The 15,170-nt window shown below is 74.4% G+C and carries 14 protein-coding genes; 11 read left to right on the forward strand and 3 right to left on the reverse strand.

From position 1 onward, the window contains the following. Nucleotides 1–47 precede the first annotated feature (47 nt). Nucleotides 48–1,346: an ATP-grasp domain-containing protein gene (locus CP984_RS08265; RefSeq protein WP_003983666.1), complete on the reverse strand. Its 1,299-nt coding sequence runs from the start codon at nucleotides 1,344–1,346 to the stop codon at nucleotides 48–50. Nucleotides 1,347–1,557: 211 nt separating this feature from the next. Here CP984_RS08265 and CP984_RS08270 point away from each other — a divergent pair, with 211 nt between their 5' ends. Next, nucleotides 1,558–1,752 (forward strand): DUF2795 domain-containing protein, encoded by a 195-nt coding sequence (locus tag CP984_RS08270; protein WP_003983667.1) that lies wholly within the window; start codon nucleotides 1,558–1,560, stop codon nucleotides 1,750–1,752. 58 nt (nucleotides 1,753–1,810) lie between these two features. On the opposite strand, the gene CP984_RS08275 is transcribed toward CP984_RS08270, so the two are convergent. Then, nucleotides 1,811–3,079, reverse strand: coding sequence for an MFS transporter (locus CP984_RS08275; protein WP_063604407.1), 1,269 nt, complete (start codon nucleotides 3,077–3,079; stop codon nucleotides 1,811–1,813). Between the two features lie 550 nt (nucleotides 3,080–3,629). Beyond that, nucleotides 3,630–3,896: a hypothetical protein gene (locus tag CP984_RS08280; RefSeq protein WP_003983669.1), complete on the reverse strand. Its 267-nt coding sequence runs from the start codon at nucleotides 3,894–3,896 to the stop codon at nucleotides 3,630–3,632. Nucleotides 3,897–4,122: 226 nt separating this feature from the next. Here CP984_RS08280 and CP984_RS08285 point away from each other — a divergent pair, with 226 nt between their 5' ends. From CP984_RS08285 to CP984_RS08330, 10 genes are all read left to right on the forward strand, one after another. Then, the gene (locus CP984_RS08285) at nucleotides 4,123–4,527 is read left to right on the forward strand and encodes a DUF3515 family protein (RefSeq protein ID WP_226048790.1); all 405 of its coding nucleotides are present in this window, start codon (nucleotides 4,123–4,125) and stop codon (nucleotides 4,525–4,527) included. A 432-nt stretch (nucleotides 4,528–4,959) separates the two neighbouring features. Continuing rightward, nucleotides 4,960–6,036 (forward strand): glycosyltransferase family 9 protein, encoded by a 1,077-nt coding sequence (locus tag CP984_RS08290; protein WP_100246643.1) that lies wholly within the window; start codon nucleotides 4,960–4,962, stop codon nucleotides 6,034–6,036. After that, a complete protein-coding gene (locus CP984_RS08295) occupies nucleotides 6,033–6,989 on the forward strand; it encodes a polysaccharide pyruvyl transferase family protein (protein WP_003983672.1) in 957 nt (318 codons plus the stop codon). Before CP984_RS08290 ends, CP984_RS08295 begins: the two co-directional genes overlap by 4 nt. A 229-nt stretch (nucleotides 6,990–7,218) precedes the next feature. Further along, nucleotides 7,219–8,181: a UDP-glucuronic acid decarboxylase family protein gene (locus tag CP984_RS08300; protein ID WP_003983673.1), complete on the forward strand. Its 963-nt coding sequence runs from the start codon at nucleotides 7,219–7,221 to the stop codon at nucleotides 8,179–8,181. Nucleotides 8,182–8,271: 90 nt separating this feature from the next. Further along, nucleotides 8,272–10,068, forward strand: a complete 1,797-nt coding sequence (locus tag CP984_RS08305; protein ID WP_003983674.1) for a carbamoyltransferase family protein — start codon at nucleotides 8,272–8,274, stop codon at nucleotides 10,066–10,068. Then, the gene (locus tag CP984_RS08310; protein WP_003983675.1) at nucleotides 10,065–11,117 is read left to right on the forward strand and encodes a glycosyltransferase family 2 protein; all 1,053 of its coding nucleotides are present in this window, start codon (nucleotides 10,065–10,067) and stop codon (nucleotides 11,115–11,117) included. Before CP984_RS08305 ends, CP984_RS08310 begins: the two co-directional genes overlap by 4 nt. A gap of 3 nt (nucleotides 11,118–11,120) precedes the next feature. After that, the gene (locus CP984_RS08315; protein ID WP_003983676.1) at nucleotides 11,121–11,825 is read left to right on the forward strand and encodes a D-glycero-alpha-D-manno-heptose-1,7-bisphosphate 7-phosphatase; all 705 of its coding nucleotides are present in this window, start codon (nucleotides 11,121–11,123) and stop codon (nucleotides 11,823–11,825) included. Next, entirely contained in the window at nucleotides 11,822–12,919 is a 1,098-nt protein-coding gene (locus CP984_RS08320) for a glycosyltransferase family 9 protein (protein ID WP_031008620.1), read from the forward strand. The genes CP984_RS08315 and CP984_RS08320 overlap by 4 nt, the downstream gene beginning before the upstream one ends. Further along, on the forward strand, nucleotides 12,916–13,881 hold the full coding sequence (locus CP984_RS08325) for a glycosyltransferase (RefSeq protein WP_003987313.1): 966 nt from the start codon (nucleotides 12,916–12,918) through the stop codon (nucleotides 13,879–13,881). The genes CP984_RS08320 and CP984_RS08325 overlap by 4 nt, the downstream gene beginning before the upstream one ends. After that, nucleotides 13,878–15,119, forward strand: a complete 1,242-nt coding sequence (locus CP984_RS08330; RefSeq protein ID WP_003987314.1) for a glycosyltransferase — start codon at nucleotides 13,878–13,880, stop codon at nucleotides 15,117–15,119. The genes CP984_RS08325 and CP984_RS08330 overlap by 4 nt, the downstream gene beginning before the upstream one ends. The last annotated feature ends 51 nt before the right edge of the window (nucleotides 15,120–15,170 follow it).

Genomic DNA, 15,170 nt, shown 5'->3' on the forward strand with positions numbered 1-15,170 from the left:
CTCACTGTCGTGCCCGCCGGCGCCGCCCCGCGGACCGGCCGCCCGGCTCAGCCGTCCCGGCCGCCGGGCCGGGTCCGCTCGCAGGCCAGGTCCAGAGCCGCCACGCAGTGGTCGTACTTCTCGCGCAGCTCCTCTTCACTGTCGCCCCCGGTGAAGACATGGGCCAGTTCGAAGCTGTAGCTGTCCTGCTCCGCCATGTCGGCCAGCTGCTGGCCCGGCTCGGGGATCACATGGATCCGCGTGCCCGGTATCCGTCTCTCGATGCGCGCGATCTCCTCGTGGGTGGGCACCTCGCGCGCGACGCCGTCGGCGAACCACCGGTAGTACCACTTGGCGGCGGTCCGGTAGCGGCCCGCGCGGTGCGGCATGGCCGGGTCCTCGCCGAGGGCGAGGCGCAGCATGGCGTGGTGGTTGGGCGCGCCGTCGACGTACTGGAACAGTTCGGCGTGCGACTGGGAGTGCCGGGGGTTGACCTCCAGCACGTTGATCGCGTCGGTGTGCGGGTCGTAGAAGTACTCGATGCTGAAGGTCGCCTCCTGCATGCCGATCTGCCGCATGACGCGGGCGGTGGCGTCGCGCAGCCGGTGCAGGACGGGTTCGGGGAGCGTCGAGGGGTACTGGTGGCGCAGGAAGGACGAGCAGCCGGGGTAGTCGATGGAGTCCAGTACGCCGTAGACCGTGACCTCGCCGTCGTGGACGTAGCCCTCGACCGCGACCTGGATGCCGGACAGCGCCTCCTCCGCGAGGCAGACCTGACCGCCGATGCCCGCCATCTCGGGCGGCAGGTCGAGGCGGCCGAGGATGTCCTCGAAAGGGCGGCCGACGCGGCCGATGCCTTCGCGGATCCGGGCGACCGCCGCGCGGAACTCCGCCTCGTCGTGCACGCCGAAGGCCAGTCCCGAGGAGTACGCGAGGGCGGGCTTGAGCCACATGGGGAAGCGGACGCCCTCGGGCGGGCGCGGGTCGGGCGTGTCGAGATCGACGCGGCCGAAGCGCGGATGGGTGTCGACGGCCTTCTCCTGCTCCAGGCGGCTCCAGTACTTGTGCTCGCACTTGACGACCGACTCCAGACCGGTGCTGCGGGTGCCGTAGCGCTCGCTGAGGATCGGTACGAGGGTGCTGACGGGGAAGTCGTAGTAGCCGACGATCGCGTCGATGGTGCCGTCGAAGGAGTCCAGGATGCCCTGGGCCTTCTTCAGGAGGTCGGGTACGGAGACCTCGCCCCCCTGGAGCTCACCGAGTGTGAGCACGGGGTGGAAGCGGTACCGCTCCGCGTCCGGCACGTCGTGCAGGGCGGGGAGGTTGGCCTCCTCCAGGCCCAGTACGAAGATGTTCTTCCCGCTCACCGGTCCTCCTCGGGCTCACGCGCTGCGGGAGGACGCGGGTACCCCTGGGGATGCCGACCATTCGCGGGTCGGCGCGGCCAGGGGCCGGAGGCCCGGAACATCGCTCCAGGGCGGAACTATCGTCCGATTAATCCCGTAATGGTCGGGTACTGGAGGGGCGGCCACCGGCAGGCCGCCGGACGGCACCCCACTCCCCCAACCGGAGGACCCCATGAGCGACACCAACCCGATCGAGCTGCAGAAGGCCCTCAAGGGCGCCCACTACCCTGCGAGCAAGGACGATTTGGTCTCGTGTGCCGAGGGCAACCACGCGGACAGCGGCATGCGGGACAAGATCTCCAGCATCCCCAGCAAGAGCTACGAGAACCCGGCCGAGGTGGAGAAAGCCGTGTTCAAGAAGCAGTAGCCGCACCGCACGGCGCCGGGGCCGGTGGAACGCGCGTCCCACCGGCCCCGCCCGTGCGTCAGGCCACGGACCGGTAGTCCGCCGCCATGGCGGGCGCGGGCGCCGGCACCAGCCAGGAGATCCGCTCACGGGAGCGCAGCAGCGCGCCCGCGCCGATCGCCACCGCGATGATCAGACCGCCCGCCACCAGGGCGCCGCGGGCACCGACCACCTCCATCAGCAGGCCCAGCAGCGGCGGGGCCACCAGACCCCACACCGTGCTCGCGCTGCGCCACACGCCCAGCACCCGGCCGCGCATGTTCGGCGGCGGGTCCGTCTGGAGCACCGTCGTACCGGCGGTGTCGGAAACCGACTCCACCACCGACATCGGCAGCACCAGCACGAGCAGGACGATCAGCGACGGGGACAGCCCGGCGAAGACCTGGAGCAGCGCACCGGCGGCGGCCAGCGCGCCGACCAGCTTGACCGACGGGTTGCGCAGCCGGGCGGCGAGGATCGCGCCGACGATGCCGCCCGCCGCCAGTACGGACGAGACGGTGCCGAACGCGCCGGCGCCCGCCGCGAGCGGCCCGGTGACCAGGACGGCCAGGGTCAGCTGGTAGTTCCGGCCGAAGATCGCGCTGAGCCCCGTGATGGCGGCCAGCGCGACCAGCCGCGGCCGGCGCATGAAGAACGCCAGACCGTCCCGGGCCCGGTCACCGATCTCCGGCTCCGCCGCCCCCACGGACGCGACGGTTTCCTCCGTACCTTCCCGGCTCTTCGCGGGCGCGCGCAGCGCCTCGCTCACCGGCTTCAGGAACGGGATGACGGCCGCGACGAACAGGAAGGACACCCCGTTGGCCGCATACGCGGCGCCGGTGCCCAGAAAGCCGACGGCGATACCGGCCAGAGCCGTACCGCCGAGCCGCCCCACGCTGTGCACCAGCGAGCCGACGGCGATCGCGGAGGGCACGTCCTCCCGGCGTACGAGATCGTTGCCGAGCAGGGCGGTGGCCGGGCCGTCCACCGTGGCGACCAGACCGGTGACGGCGGCGAGCGCCATCAGCATCCCGTAGTTCAGCTGACCGGTGGCGACCAGGGCCGCGGTGGTGAAGGCGACCAACCCCAGCACGGCCTGGCTCAGCCCGGCCGTGAGCTTGCGGGGCCACCGGTCGACGGCGGCACCACCGAACAGCCCCATGATCAGACCGGGGCCCGCCTGTACGGACAGCGACAGACCGGTGGCCGCCGCGGAACCCGTGAGCTGGAGCACCAGCAGGTTCTGCACGGTCAGCTGCATCCAGGTGCCGGCGTTGGACACCAGATTGGCCACCGACCACCAGCGCATGCTGCGGTAGCGCAGCGACCGCCACGGCGCGTGATCGGCGCCGCCGGCCCGCTTGCGGCCCAGCAGATACCGGAAGCCGCCGAAGCGTCGGCGTACATTTTTCTCGGTTTGCACCGTTTCAGGGGTTTCCGGGGCGGGAATCGTCTCGTGGGACTCCGCTTGCGCCGGCACACGGGCAGCGGATCGAACAGGAAAAGACACAGCGGCGAGAACTTCGTGAAGAGCCCAGCAGGCTCGGAGAGCGGCTCGACGGGCACGGAGCACGACTGCGTGCACACCGCGGGCGCCGATTCGGTAGACATGCCGGCCTCACTCCGGTCCGCCCATCAGCGAACCCTCCAGGCACAGCAATCCCACATGTTCACAGACACTTCGGGGGCAGGGGAAGTGAGGCCTCGGCCCGAACGCGCCGAAAGCCCCCGGATCCCTTGGGGCGCAAGGGGTGCGGGGGTGGGGTGGGGTTGCTCACAGGGGCGGGTGGTCGGCCTGGGGCGGCCCCGGCCCGCTTCGCCGCATGCTCAGGCCGAGGCGTAGAGAAACCTCCGTCCGCTCACCGGCCGACCGCCCGGGCCAGGCGTCGGTCGAGTTCTTCATCCAGGCGTTGCTGTTCGGCAGGGCTCGGGGCGTACCCCTCCCACCCCTCCCAGTGGCGCAGTGCCGCACAGACCTGCTCGGCCTGCTCGTCCCGCTCCCGCGGCGTCAACAGGGTGTCGGCGAGACGGACCAGATAGGCCCGCAGCGACAACCCTTCACCGGCCGCGATCGCGGCCAGGCGCTCCTTGGCTTCGCGCGGAATCCGGACAGTGGTGTCGGGCATCGTCGTGCTCCTCTCCCTGGCTCTGATCAACGCATACGGGCACGTGCTGGTAACCCGGCCCAGCCCCCTGGACACGAGCGAGGGCGGCCCGCACGCGGTCGATAACCTTGCGGAATCAGCAAGATCACCCGGAGCGGAGAAGGCGCGGCTCACTATGGCTCGACGGTCCCGCAGGACACTCGTCATCGCCGTGACGGCCACCGGCGCGGCCCTCGCCGCGGGAGGGATGATCGCCCTTTCGGCCGCGTCGCCGCCCGGCAGGGAGAGCGCGCCAAACGCGGGGCACCCTGCCTGCGGCCGGGCTGCCGCCCACTATCCGTCCCAGCTCCTGGGAAAGGAACGGTCCAGCACGTCAGCAGAGGGAGTGGCCATCTGGGGAGACGGGGCCGTCGTTCTACGGTGCGGTACGGCTCCCCCCAAACCGACCACCGACCCCTGCTTCAACGTGAACGGCGTGGACTGGGTGCTACGGGAAGGGGCGTCGGACAACGGGGAGCGGGTTCTCATCACGTACGGACGCGCCCCCGCCGTCGAGGTAACCGTGGCGCAAGCCTCAGCCCCGGCAGGTGACGGCCTGGCCGACCTCAACGCCGCGGTCAAGGAGATACCGCAGACGGCGCACTGCGTCTGACGGCGCAGCTCGGCGGACTGCCGGGCGCTGCGGCCCATAGGGACGCGTGCACGGCTCGGCCCGGGGCCCGGGACTTTGCGCATGCACATGGCGAGCGTCACCTCATGGGGGGCGCGCACCAGGCTTCTTTTCCCCCTCCCCCCACCGGCCCGCACTCGCCGAACCGACGGGAGGGGGTGTGCAGGGGGACACTCCCCGCAGGCGACCGTTACATGGTTGCGTCCAAACATGACGGCCGCTCCAGGCGCCGAGGAGATGGCCCCCTGGGCACCCCCGCCCCACAACAAAGCCAATGCGCACCCGCGCGACAGCGCGGACCAGTCCCCCCCACCAGCGGTCGCGAAGCGACAACCGCACACGCACATTGGAGGGCAACGGCCCCACCACGCAGCCCGGGACCCGCCCCACCCGGAACACCAAGGAGGCACCCGCATGACCCCGCCCCGCCCAAGCCCCCACCCCCGCGCCGACCGGCCGCGCATTCTTGTTCTTCGGGCGTTGGGGCTCGGGGATCTGTTGACGGCGGTGCCTGCGTTGCGGGCGTTGCGTACGGCGTATCCGCAGCATGAGCTGGTGCTGGCGGCGCCCGGCCGGCTGGCGGAGGCCGCGGTGGCGACGGGGGTGGTCGACCGGGTGCTGCCCGCGTCGGCGCCCGGCCGTGGCGTGCCGCGGCGGATCGACTGGGCCGGGCCGCCCCCGGCTGTCGCCGTGGATCTGCACGGGAACGGGCCTGCCAGCCATCTGCCACTGCTGGCGCTGCGCCCGGTGCGGCTGTTCGCGTATGCGCATCCGGCCATGCCCCGCATTCTGGGGCCGGTCTGGCGTGAGGACGAACATGAGCGCAACCGCTGGTGCCGACTGCTGACCTGGTACGGGATTCCGGCGGACCCGGATGATCTGCGGATCGACGCGCCGCCCGGCCCGTCGCCCGCGCCGGGCGCGGTGGTGGTGCACCCCGGTGCGGACGCCGCGGCGCGCCGCTGGCCGCCGGAGCGTTTCGCCGCGGTGGCGCACGCGCTGCACCGTGCGGGGCACCGTGTGGTGCTGACCGCAGGGGCCGGTGAGGGGCCGCTCGCGCGGCAGGTCGCCGTTCAGGCCGGGCTGCCGCCGTCGGCGGTTCTCGGCGGTTCGGCGGATCTGCCGTTCGGGGAGCTGGCGGCGCTGGTCGCGCGGGCCCGTGCGGTGATCGTGGGAGACACCGGGCTCGCGCATCTGGCCAGCGCGCTGGGCACGCCGTCCGTGGTGCTCTTCGGGCCCGTAGCACCCCGGCTGTGGGGCCCGCCCCGGGTGCCCCGCCACCGGGCGTTGTGGCATCCGGGCCACCTGGACCGGGCCCGCCCGGGCGACGCGCACGGCGGACAGCCGGACGAGCGACTGCTGCGGATCACCGCGGCGGAGGTGCTGACAGCGGTGGCACGGCTGCCGGAGCCGGTACGGAGGCCCGAAGACGTACGGCTGGGGGCTCGGCCGGCCGCCGCGCCCGGGTCGGTGCCGGTACCGGTTTCGTGACGGCGCCGACCCGGGGGCAGGGCCTCGCGCCAACCCGCCGCACCCTCCTCACCGGCTGGTTCAGCTTTCTGCACGGCGAGGTGACGGCCGGGGACATGCTCGCTGCCGAGGCCGTGCAGAGCGCGCTGCACGGGGCGGGGATTCCGTACGACACGGCCTGGTCGCCGGTGTTCCGGCCGGACGCGCTGCACCTGGACGACGCCGACCCCGCGGCCTTCACGGATGTGGTGTTCGCCTGCGGGCCGGTGCACTCGTGGCCGACGCCGGACGGCGGGCCGAGTCCGCTGCTGGCGTTGCACGACCGGTTCGCCGGGTGCCGCCGGGTCGCGGTCGGCGTGTCCGTACCCGATCCGGACGATCCGGCGGTGACCCGGTTCGACGAGGTGCTGCCCCGTGACCTGGCCGGGCGGCGGACCGGGGCGCAGGATCTGAGCCTGCGGGCCCCGGCGCCCGGCGACGTGCCGCTCGTCGGTGTGGTGCTGACCGGCGGGCAGCACGAGTACGGCGCCCGGCGGCGGCACGAGGAGGTCACGGAGCGGCTGACGGACTGGCTGGGGACCGTGGACGCGGCGCGCGTGCCGTTGGACACCCGGCTGGATTCACGCGACTGGCGGCTGCCCGCGACGCCGGACCACCTGCACGCGGTGCTGGCCCGGCTGGACGTGGTGGTGACCACCCGGCTGCACGGCATGGTCCTGGCGTTGCGCGCGGGTACTCCGGCGCTGGCCGTCGATCCCGTCGAGGGCGGCGCGAAGGTCAGCGCGCAGGCGGCGGCGCTGGGCTGGCCGGCCGTTCTGCGCTGCGAGCAGGCCGGTAAGAGGGAGTTGGACCGGCTGTTCGCCTGGTGTCTGTCGCCTCAGGGGCGGGCGCAGACGGGGCCGCACACGCTGCCGCCGGACGGGGACGGGCTGCTCGGCGGGCTGCTGCGGTGGCTGGCTCGGTCGGACGGGTGACTGTGCGGCGGTTGCCGGGCCGGAAGACCGGGGCCCACCGCCCCACCGCGTACGGGAATTGACTGGCCACGCACGGCCATCGGGCGGCATCGGGCGGGACAGGCCGCCACACGGCGATTTTTCAGCTTAAGCGATGCGAGGGGCGTACGCAGTGTCGCCCAGCGTGACGTTTTCTCCGGGGCTGTAGAGGCACCCGATGCCCGGTAGCCCCCTAGTCGAGGGAGATCCCATGAACGCCGCCTTGTCCCGGAACTGGAAACACGCCGTGGTGACCGGCGGCGCGGGTTTCGTCGGTTCGCATCTGTGTACCGCGCTGCTGGCCCAGGGGGCCTCCGTGACCTGCATCGACGACTTGAGTACGGGGGCGCGCGAGAACATAGCCCACCTCAAGGGACGGCCCGGGTTCGCGTTCGTCGAGGCCGATGTCACCGAGCCGTTCCGGATCGGGCGCGAGGTGGATCTCGTCCTGCATTTCGCCTCTCCGGCCTCCCCGGCCGACTATCTGCGGCTGCCCCTGCACACGCTGGACACCGGCAGTCTGGGCACCCGCAACGCGCTCGCGGTGGCCCGCGCGCACGGGGCGCGTTTCGTCCTGGCCTCGACGTCCGAGGTGTACGGGGACCCGCAGCAGCACCCGCAGAGCGAGTCGTACTGGGGCAACGTCAACCCGATCGGCCCGCGGAGCGTGTACGACGAGGCGAAACGTTTCGGCGAGGCGCTGACGACCGCCGAGGCGGGCACCCACGGCACCGACACCGGCATCGTGCGGCTGTTCAACACCTATGGGCCACGGATGCGGGGCCACGACGGCCGCGCGGTGCCGACGTTCATCCGGCAGGCCCTGGCGGGCGAAGCGCTCACGGTCACCGGGGACGGGCGGCAGACCCGCTCCCTGTGCCACGTGGACGACACCGTACGGGGCGTCCTCGCGGTGGCCGCCTCCGATCTGCGCGGCCCGGTCAACCTCGGCAACCCGGTCGAGATCACCATGCTCGGCCTGGCCCGGCTGATCACCGAACTCACCGGCTCCCGCTCGGAGATCCGGTTCATCGAACGGCCCACGGACGACCCCGCGGTCCGCTGCCCCGACATCACCCTGGCCCGCGGCAAGCTCCAGTGGGAGCCCGAAGTGGCGGCCCGGGACGGTCTGGCGCGCACCGTCGACTGGTTCCGCAAGCGGCCGGGGGCCTGACACCGGCCCGGTTCCGGCCGGAGCCCCGGCGTACGGGCCGTCCCGACCGGCCGGCCGCCGCCCATCCCGACGAAAGGCCAGCGAACTTCCATGCGCATTCTCGGCATCAACGCGCTCTTCCACGACCCCGCCGCCGCCCTCGTCGTCGACGGGCAGACCGTCGCCGCCGCCGAGGAGGAACGCTTCTCGCGGCGCAAACACGGCAAGCGGCCGGTGCCCTTCTCCGCCTGGGAGACGCCCGACCAGGCCGCCGCCTGGTGCCTGGCCACGGCCGGGCTGCGCCCCGAGGAGCTGGACGCGGTGGCGTACTCCTTCGACCCCCGCCTCGCCCGGCCCGCCGAGCAGATGGGGCTGGACGACCCCTGGGACCACCTCCGCCTGACGTACGCGCGCGAGGCCCCCGGCTTCCTCAAGACCGCGCTGCCGGGGCTCGACCCGCAGCGGGTGCGCTACGTCCCGCACCACATGGCGCACGCCGCGTCCGCCGCGTTCGCCGCGCCGGACGCCGACAACTGCTCGGTACTCGTCCTCGACGGGCGCGGCGAGGCGACCTCGCACCTGGCGGCGCAGCGCGTGCAGGGCAAGCTGGAGCCGCTGTACGGGCAGGAGCTGCCGCACTCGCTCGGCCTGGTCTACGAGGAGCTGACCGCGCACCTCGGATTCCTGCGCTCCTCGGACGAGTTCAAGGTGATGGCGCTGGCCTCGTACGGCACCCCGCGGATGCTGCCCGAGCTGCGCCGCCACGTGTATCCGACGGGCGACGGCGGGTTCCACGCCGCGCATGTGCCGTGGAGCGACCTGTGTGTGCCGCGCAGCCCGGAGGAGCCGTGGAGCCAGGCGCACGCCGATCTCGCGGCCAGTGCCCAGCTGGTCCTCGAGGAGACGCTGTTGGACCTGGCGCGCTGGCTGCACGGCCGCACGCACGACAGTGTGCTGACGCTGGCCGGCGGGGTGGCGCTGAACTGTGTGGCCAACGCGCGGATCGCGCGCGAGGGGCCGTTCGACCGGGTGTGGGTGCAGCCCGCGGCCGGTGACGCGGGCACCGCGCTCGGCGGCGCGCTGCTGCTGAGCGCCGACGGCGGCGAGGAGCCCGCGCCGATGCCCGGTGCCGACCTGGGCCGCGGCTGGTCCGACGCGGAGCTGGAGGCGTGGCTGCGGACCGCCGCCGTGCCGTTCGAGCGGCCCCAGGACATCGCCGCGACCGTCGCGGAGGCGCTGGCCGAGAACGCCATCGTGGCGTGGTTCCAGGGGCGTTCGGAGTACGGGCCGCGGGCGCTCGGCCACCGTTCCCTGATGGCGCACCCGGGCCACTCCGCGAACCTGGAGCGGCTCAACGACGTCAAGGGGCGCGAGCAGTTCCGGCCGGTGGCGCCGATGGTGCTGGCCGACCGGGCGGGCCGGATCTTCGACGGGCAGCTGCCCAGCCCGTACATGCTCTTCGTGCACGACGTGGCGAAGGAGTGGCGGGAGCGGATCCCGGCCGTGGTGCACGTGGACGGCACCGCCCGCATCCAGACCGTGGACCCGGCCGACGAGCCGCTGGTGGCCCGGATGCTGGCCGAGTTCGAGCAGCGTACGGGGCTGCCCGTGGTCGTCAACACCAGCCTGAACACCGCGGGGCGGCCGATGGTCGACGACCCGCGGGACGCGCTGGAGTGCTTCGGCTCCACGCCGGTGGACCTGCTGGCGATCGGCCCGTTCGCGGTGCGGCGGGAGGAGTTCTTCGCCGCCGGGAACCGCTCGGCGCGGCGCCCGGCCGAGGTGCTGTCGTTCCCGTCCGGCCATGAGGAGACGCTGGCGCCCGCCTCGTACGACCGGCTGGCGGAGACCGCGTCCCTGCCGGTCACCGGGCCGGTCGCGGGCAGCGGTGAGGAGGTGGTCCGATGACCTCGCCGTCCACCGACTACGTGGTGGTGATCCCGACGCTCGGGCGGCCCAGCCTGACGGCGTGCCTGGAGGCGCTGGCCGCGGCCGAGGGGCCGCCGCCGCTCCAGGTCGTGCTGGTGGACGACCGGGCGCTGGACGACTGCACCCCGCTGCCCGCCGCGATCCCGGCGGCACTGCGCGACCGGACGAAGGTCGTCCCGGGCTGCGCGCGCGGCCCGGCGGCGGCCCGTAACACCGGGTGGCGGGCGGCGGACGCCACGCCGTGGGTGGTCTTCCTGGACGACGACGTGGTGCCGGGCCCCACCTGGGGTACGGACCTGGCCGCCGACCTCGCCGCCGCGTCGCCGCGTACGGCCGGGATCACCGCGCGAATCGCCGTCCCGGTGCCCGCCGACCGCCGGTCGACGGACTGGGAGCGCAATACCGCGGGGCTGGCCACCGCCAAGTGGATCACCGCGGACATGGCGTACCGGCGGGACGCGCTGGAGTCCGTGGACGGCTTCGACGAACGGTTCCGGCGCGCTTTCCGGGAGGACGCCGATCTGGCGCTGCGGGTGCTGGCGGCCGGCTGGGCGCTGGCGTCCGGCACCCGCCGCACCACGCACCCGGTGCGCCCGGCCGACCGCTGGGTCTCCGTACGGCTCCAGGCGGGCAATGCCGACGATGTGCTGATGACCCGTCGGCACGGCCGGGACTGGTGGCACCACGCGGACGCGCCGCGCGGCCGGCTGCCGTGGCATCTGGCGGTGACGGCCGCGGCGGGCGCCTCGCTGCTCTGTGCGGCGGCCGGGCGGCGGCGGACGGCGGCGGTGCTGGCCGGGCTGTGGCTGGGCGGTACGGCGGAGTTCGCGTGGGCGCGGATCGCGCCGGGGCCGCGGACCCGGGACGAGGTGGTGACGATGGCGGTGACCAGCGTGCTGATTCCGCCGTCGGCCGCCGGGCACTGGCTGCGCGGTCTGGTGCGGCACCGCCGGGTGGCGCCGCTGAGCGTGCGCCCGGCGCCCGCGGTGCCGGAGGCTCTGCCGGAGCCGGTGCCGGAGCGGGTGTAGCCGGTGAACAGGTATCAGAATGCCGCGCCGGCCGCCCGTGGGGCGACGGCGGTCGTGGACCCGGCGGCGGAGCGCGAGGAGGCCGGGCGCCTGTGGCTGTACGCGCCGGGGCGGCAGGCCCCTGAGCGGATACCGGTCCCCACCCGGCCGCCGTCCGGCGACGACACGGGCCCCCTGGAGGCGGTGCTGTTCGACCGGGACGGGACGCTGGTGGCCGATGTGCCGTACAACGGCGACCCGTCGCTGGTGGAGCCGATGCCCGGCGCGCTGGAGGCCGTGGCCGCCTTGCGGGCCCACGGCCTGATGGTGGGCGTCGTGAGCAACCAGTCCGGCGTCGCGCGCGGGTTGCTGACGGGGCATCAGGTCGCGGCCGTACGGCAGGAAGTCGACGCGCGGTTCGGGCCGTTCGACGTGTGGGCGGTGTGCCCGCACGGGCCCGGGGACCGCTGCGGCTGCCGCAAACCCGCGCCCGGCCTGGTCCTCGCCGCCTGCGCGTACCTCGGCGTCTGCCCCGCGCGTACCGCCGTGGTCGGCGACATCGGCGCGGACGTGGGCGCGGCGCGGGCCGCCGGGGCGCGCGGGGTGCTCGTCCCGACGCCGATGACGCGGTCGGAGGAGGTCGTCGCGGCACGCGAGTACGCGCGCGATCTGCCGGGTGCCGTACGGCTGTTGCTGGGCGGCCCGGGTCCCGGAGAGGGCGCGGCATGACCTCGGCCCCACGGACGCTCGTGGTCCGGCTGGACAGCGCGGGTGATGTGCTGCTGGCCGGTCCGGCGGTACGTGCCGTGGCGGCGGGCTCGTCGTACACCGCGCTGCTGTGCGGCCCGCTGGGCGAGCGCGCGGCGCGGCTGCTGCCCGGTGTGGACGAGGTGATCGTCCACGATGCGCCGTGGGTGGGCCTGCGGCCCGCGCCGGTGGACCGGCAGGTCACGAGGGATCTGGTGGACACCCTGGCGGCGGGCCGGTTCGACCGGGCGCTGGTGCTCGTCTCGTACCACCAGAGCCCACTTCCGGCCGCGCTGCTGCTCAAGCTCGCCGGGGTCGGCTGGGTCGCGGCGGACAGCGTGGACTACCCCGGCGCATTGCTGGACCTGCGGCACCACCGCAAGCCGTACCGGCACGAGGCCGAAGCGGCGCTGGACCTCGCGCGGGACGCCGGGTTCGCCCTGCCGCCCGGCGACGACGGCGCCCTCGGCGTCCTGCCGCCGCCCGACACTTCTCCCCTGACCGGCTCCGACCCGTACGTGGTGCTGCACCCGGGCGCGGCGGTACCGGCCCGCGCCTGGAGTGCCGCGCGGGCGGCGCGGGCGGCGAGCGCGCTGAGCGCGGCGGGGCACCGCGTCGTCGTCACCGGCGGGCCCGGCGAACGGGAGCTGACCGCCGCCGTCGCGGGCCGCCACGCGCTGGACCTCGGCGGGCGCACCGACGTGCACCAGCTCGCCGGGGTGCTGGCGGGCGCGCGGGCCGTGGTCGTCGGCAACACCGGCCCCGCGCACCTGGCCGCCGCCGTGCGCACGCCGGTCGTCTGCCTGTTCGCGCCGGTGGTGCCCGCGCGGCTGTGGGCGCCGTACGGCGTGCCGCACGTCCTGCTGGGCGACCAGGACGCGCCGTGCGCGGGCAGCCGCGCACGGCGCTGTCCGGTGCCGGGACACCCCTGTCTCGACACGGTCAGCGACACCGCGCTGCTCGCCGCCGTGTCCCGGCTGACCGGCCCCGGACGGCCGTCGGTGCCGTCCGCGCCCGGCCGTACGGACCGTTCCGTAGCGGCTCCCGACGACACCGAACGAGGTGCGACTGTATGAACATCCTGCTCTGGCATGTCCACGGATCGTGGACGACCGCGTTCGTCCAGGGGCCGCACACCTATCTGGTGCCGGTCACCCCGGACCGGGGGCCCGACGGGCTGGGCCGCGCCCGTACCTTCCCATGGCCCGAATCGGTGGTGGAGAAGACCCCGGCGGAGCTGCGGCACGCCCCGGTCGACCTGGTCGTGCTGCAACGGCCGCACGAGGCGGAGCTGGCCGAACGCTGGCTGGGCGGGCGCCGCCCCGGCCGGGACGTGCCCGCCGTCTACCTGGAGCACAACGCGCCGGACGGCGACGTACCCCACACCCGCCACCCATGCGCCGACCGGGACGACCTGGTGCTGGTGCACGTCACCCACTTCAACCGGCTGTTCTGGGACAGCGGCGGCACCCGTACGGAAGTGATCGAGCACGGCATCGTGGACCCCGGCCATCTGTACACCGGCGCCGTCGAGCGCGCCGCCGTCGTGGTCAACGAGCCGGTGCGGCGCGGCCGTACGGTCGGCACCGACCTGCTGCCCGCGCTGTCGGCCGCCGTCCCGCTGGACGTCTTCGGCATGCGCACCGACGGGCTCGCCGAGCACCTGGGGCTGCCACCGGACCGCTGCCGCACGGCCGACCTCCCCCAGGCCGAACTGCATGCGGCGATGGCCGAACGGCGGCTCTACCTGCACCCGGTGCGCTGGACCTCGCTCGGCCTGTCGCTGCTGGAGGCCATGCACCTGGGCATGCCGGTGGTGGCCCTGGCCACCACCGAGGCCGCCGAAGCGGTGCGGCCCGGCACCGGCACCCTCTCCAACCGGCCCGAGGTCCTGGCCCGCGCCGCCCGCACGTATCTGGAGGACCCCGACGCGGCGGCCGAGGACGGCGCGCGGGCCCGCCAGGCGGCCCTGGAGCGCTACGGGCTCAAGCGCTTCCTGCACGACTGGGAGCGTCTGATCACGGAGGTGCAGAGATGACCACCCCGCTCCGCGACACCCCGCGCCTGTCCGTCGCGCTCGTGTCCGAGCACGCCAGTCCGCTGGCGGTGCTCGGCGGCGTCGACGCGGGCGGGCAGAACGTCCATGTCGCGCGCCTGGCCGGCGCGCTGGCCGACCGGGGGCACCGGGTGACGGTGTACACCCGGCGGGACGCCGCCGACCTGCCGGACGAGACGGTGCTGCGGCCCGGCGTCCGGGTCCGGCACGTCCCCGCCGGACCGCCCCGGCACGTGCCCAAGGACTCCCTGCTGCCGTACATGACGGCGTTCGGCGACCACCTGGCCGCCGAATGGCGGGTACGGGCGCCGGACCTGGTCCACTCGCACTTCTGGATGTCCGGCCTGGCCGCGCTCCGGGCGACCCGCGAACTGGGGCTGCCGCTGGCCCACACGTACCACGCGCTGGGCACCGTCAAGCGGCGCCACCAGGGCGACGCCGACACCAGCCCGCGCACCCGCGTCACCAGCGAGGCCGAGGTGGGCGAGGGCTGTGCCCGGGTGATCGCCACCTGCCGGGACGAGGTCACCGAGCTGGGCCGGATGGGCATCGGCGACGGCAAGGTCAGCGTGGTGCCGTGCGGGGTGGACACCGCGCGCTTCACACCGGACGGGCCGGTCGCCGACCACAGCGCGCACCACCCGCTGCTGCTCCAGCTCGGCCGGCTCGTCCCGCGCAAGGGCGCCGAGGTGTCCGTCGCCGCGCTGGCCCGGCTGCCCGAGGCCCGGCTCATCATCGCCGGCGGGCCGCCCGCCGATCTGATCGACGCGGACCCGGAGGTACGGCGGCTGCGCGAACTGGCCCGCGCCGCCGGGGTGGCCGACCGGGTGAGCTTCATCGGCGGTGTGCCCTGCGAGGACGTACCGCCGCTGCTGCGCGCCGCCGACGTGGTGCTGTGCCCGGCGGACTACGAGCCGTTCGGCATCGTGCCGCTGGAGGCCATGGCCTGCGGCACGCCGGTGGTGGCCACCGCCGTCGGCGGGCAGCTGGACACCGTGGCCGACCCGGACTGCGGGCGGCTGGTGCCGCCGCGCGACCCGGCCGCACTGGCCCACGCGGTCGGCGAACTGCTCATGGACGGCGAACTGCGGGCCGCCTGCGGTGCCGCGGGCCGCCGCCGCGTACTGGCCCGGTACGGCTGGGACCAGGTTGCGGCCGGCACCGAAGTCGTCTACCGCGGCGTGCTGAGCCCGCGGCCCGCCGTCACCGAGGTGGCCTGACCGCCGCCCCGCGGCCCCGCCCCGGCCAACCGTCCTACGCCCTGTCCCCGC

This window comes from Streptomyces rimosus, assembly GCF_008704655.1.
GTDB classification, from domain to species: domain Bacteria; phylum Actinomycetota; class Actinomycetes; order Streptomycetales; family Streptomycetaceae; genus Streptomyces; species Streptomyces rimosus.

Coding starts and splice junctions, on each gene's coding strand:
- CP984_RS08270 (WP_003983667.1), top strand. CDS start 1,558: ATGAGCGACACCAACCCGATCGAGCTGCAGAAGGCCCTCAAGGGCGCC.
- CP984_RS08275 (WP_063604407.1), bottom strand. CDS start 3,079: ATGCGCTGGTGGTCGGTGGCCAATCTGGTGTCCAACGCCGGCACCTGG.
- CP984_RS08280 (WP_003983669.1), bottom strand. CDS start 3,896: ATGCCCGACACCACTGTCCGGATTCCGCGCGAAGCCAAGGAGCGCCTG.
- CP984_RS08285 (WP_226048790.1), top strand. CDS start 4,123: ATGATCGCCCTTTCGGCCGCGTCGCCGCCCGGCAGGGAGAGCGCGCCA.
- CP984_RS08290 (WP_100246643.1), top strand. CDS start 4,960: ATGACCCCGCCCCGCCCAAGCCCCCACCCCCGCGCCGACCGGCCGCGC.
- CP984_RS08300 (WP_003983673.1), top strand. CDS start 7,219: ATGAACGCCGCCTTGTCCCGGAACTGGAAACACGCCGTGGTGACCGGC.
- CP984_RS08305 (WP_003983674.1), top strand. CDS start 8,272: ATGCGCATTCTCGGCATCAACGCGCTCTTCCACGACCCCGCCGCCGCC.
- CP984_RS08310 (WP_003983675.1), top strand. CDS start 10,065: ATGACCTCGCCGTCCACCGACTACGTGGTGGTGATCCCGACGCTCGGG.
- CP984_RS08320 (WP_031008620.1), top strand. CDS start 11,822: ATGACCTCGGCCCCACGGACGCTCGTGGTCCGGCTGGACAGCGCGGGT.
- CP984_RS08325 (WP_003987313.1), top strand. CDS start 12,916: ATGAACATCCTGCTCTGGCATGTCCACGGATCGTGGACGACCGCGTTC.
- CP984_RS08330 (WP_003987314.1), top strand. CDS start 13,878: ATGACCACCCCGCTCCGCGACACCCCGCGCCTGTCCGTCGCGCTCGTG.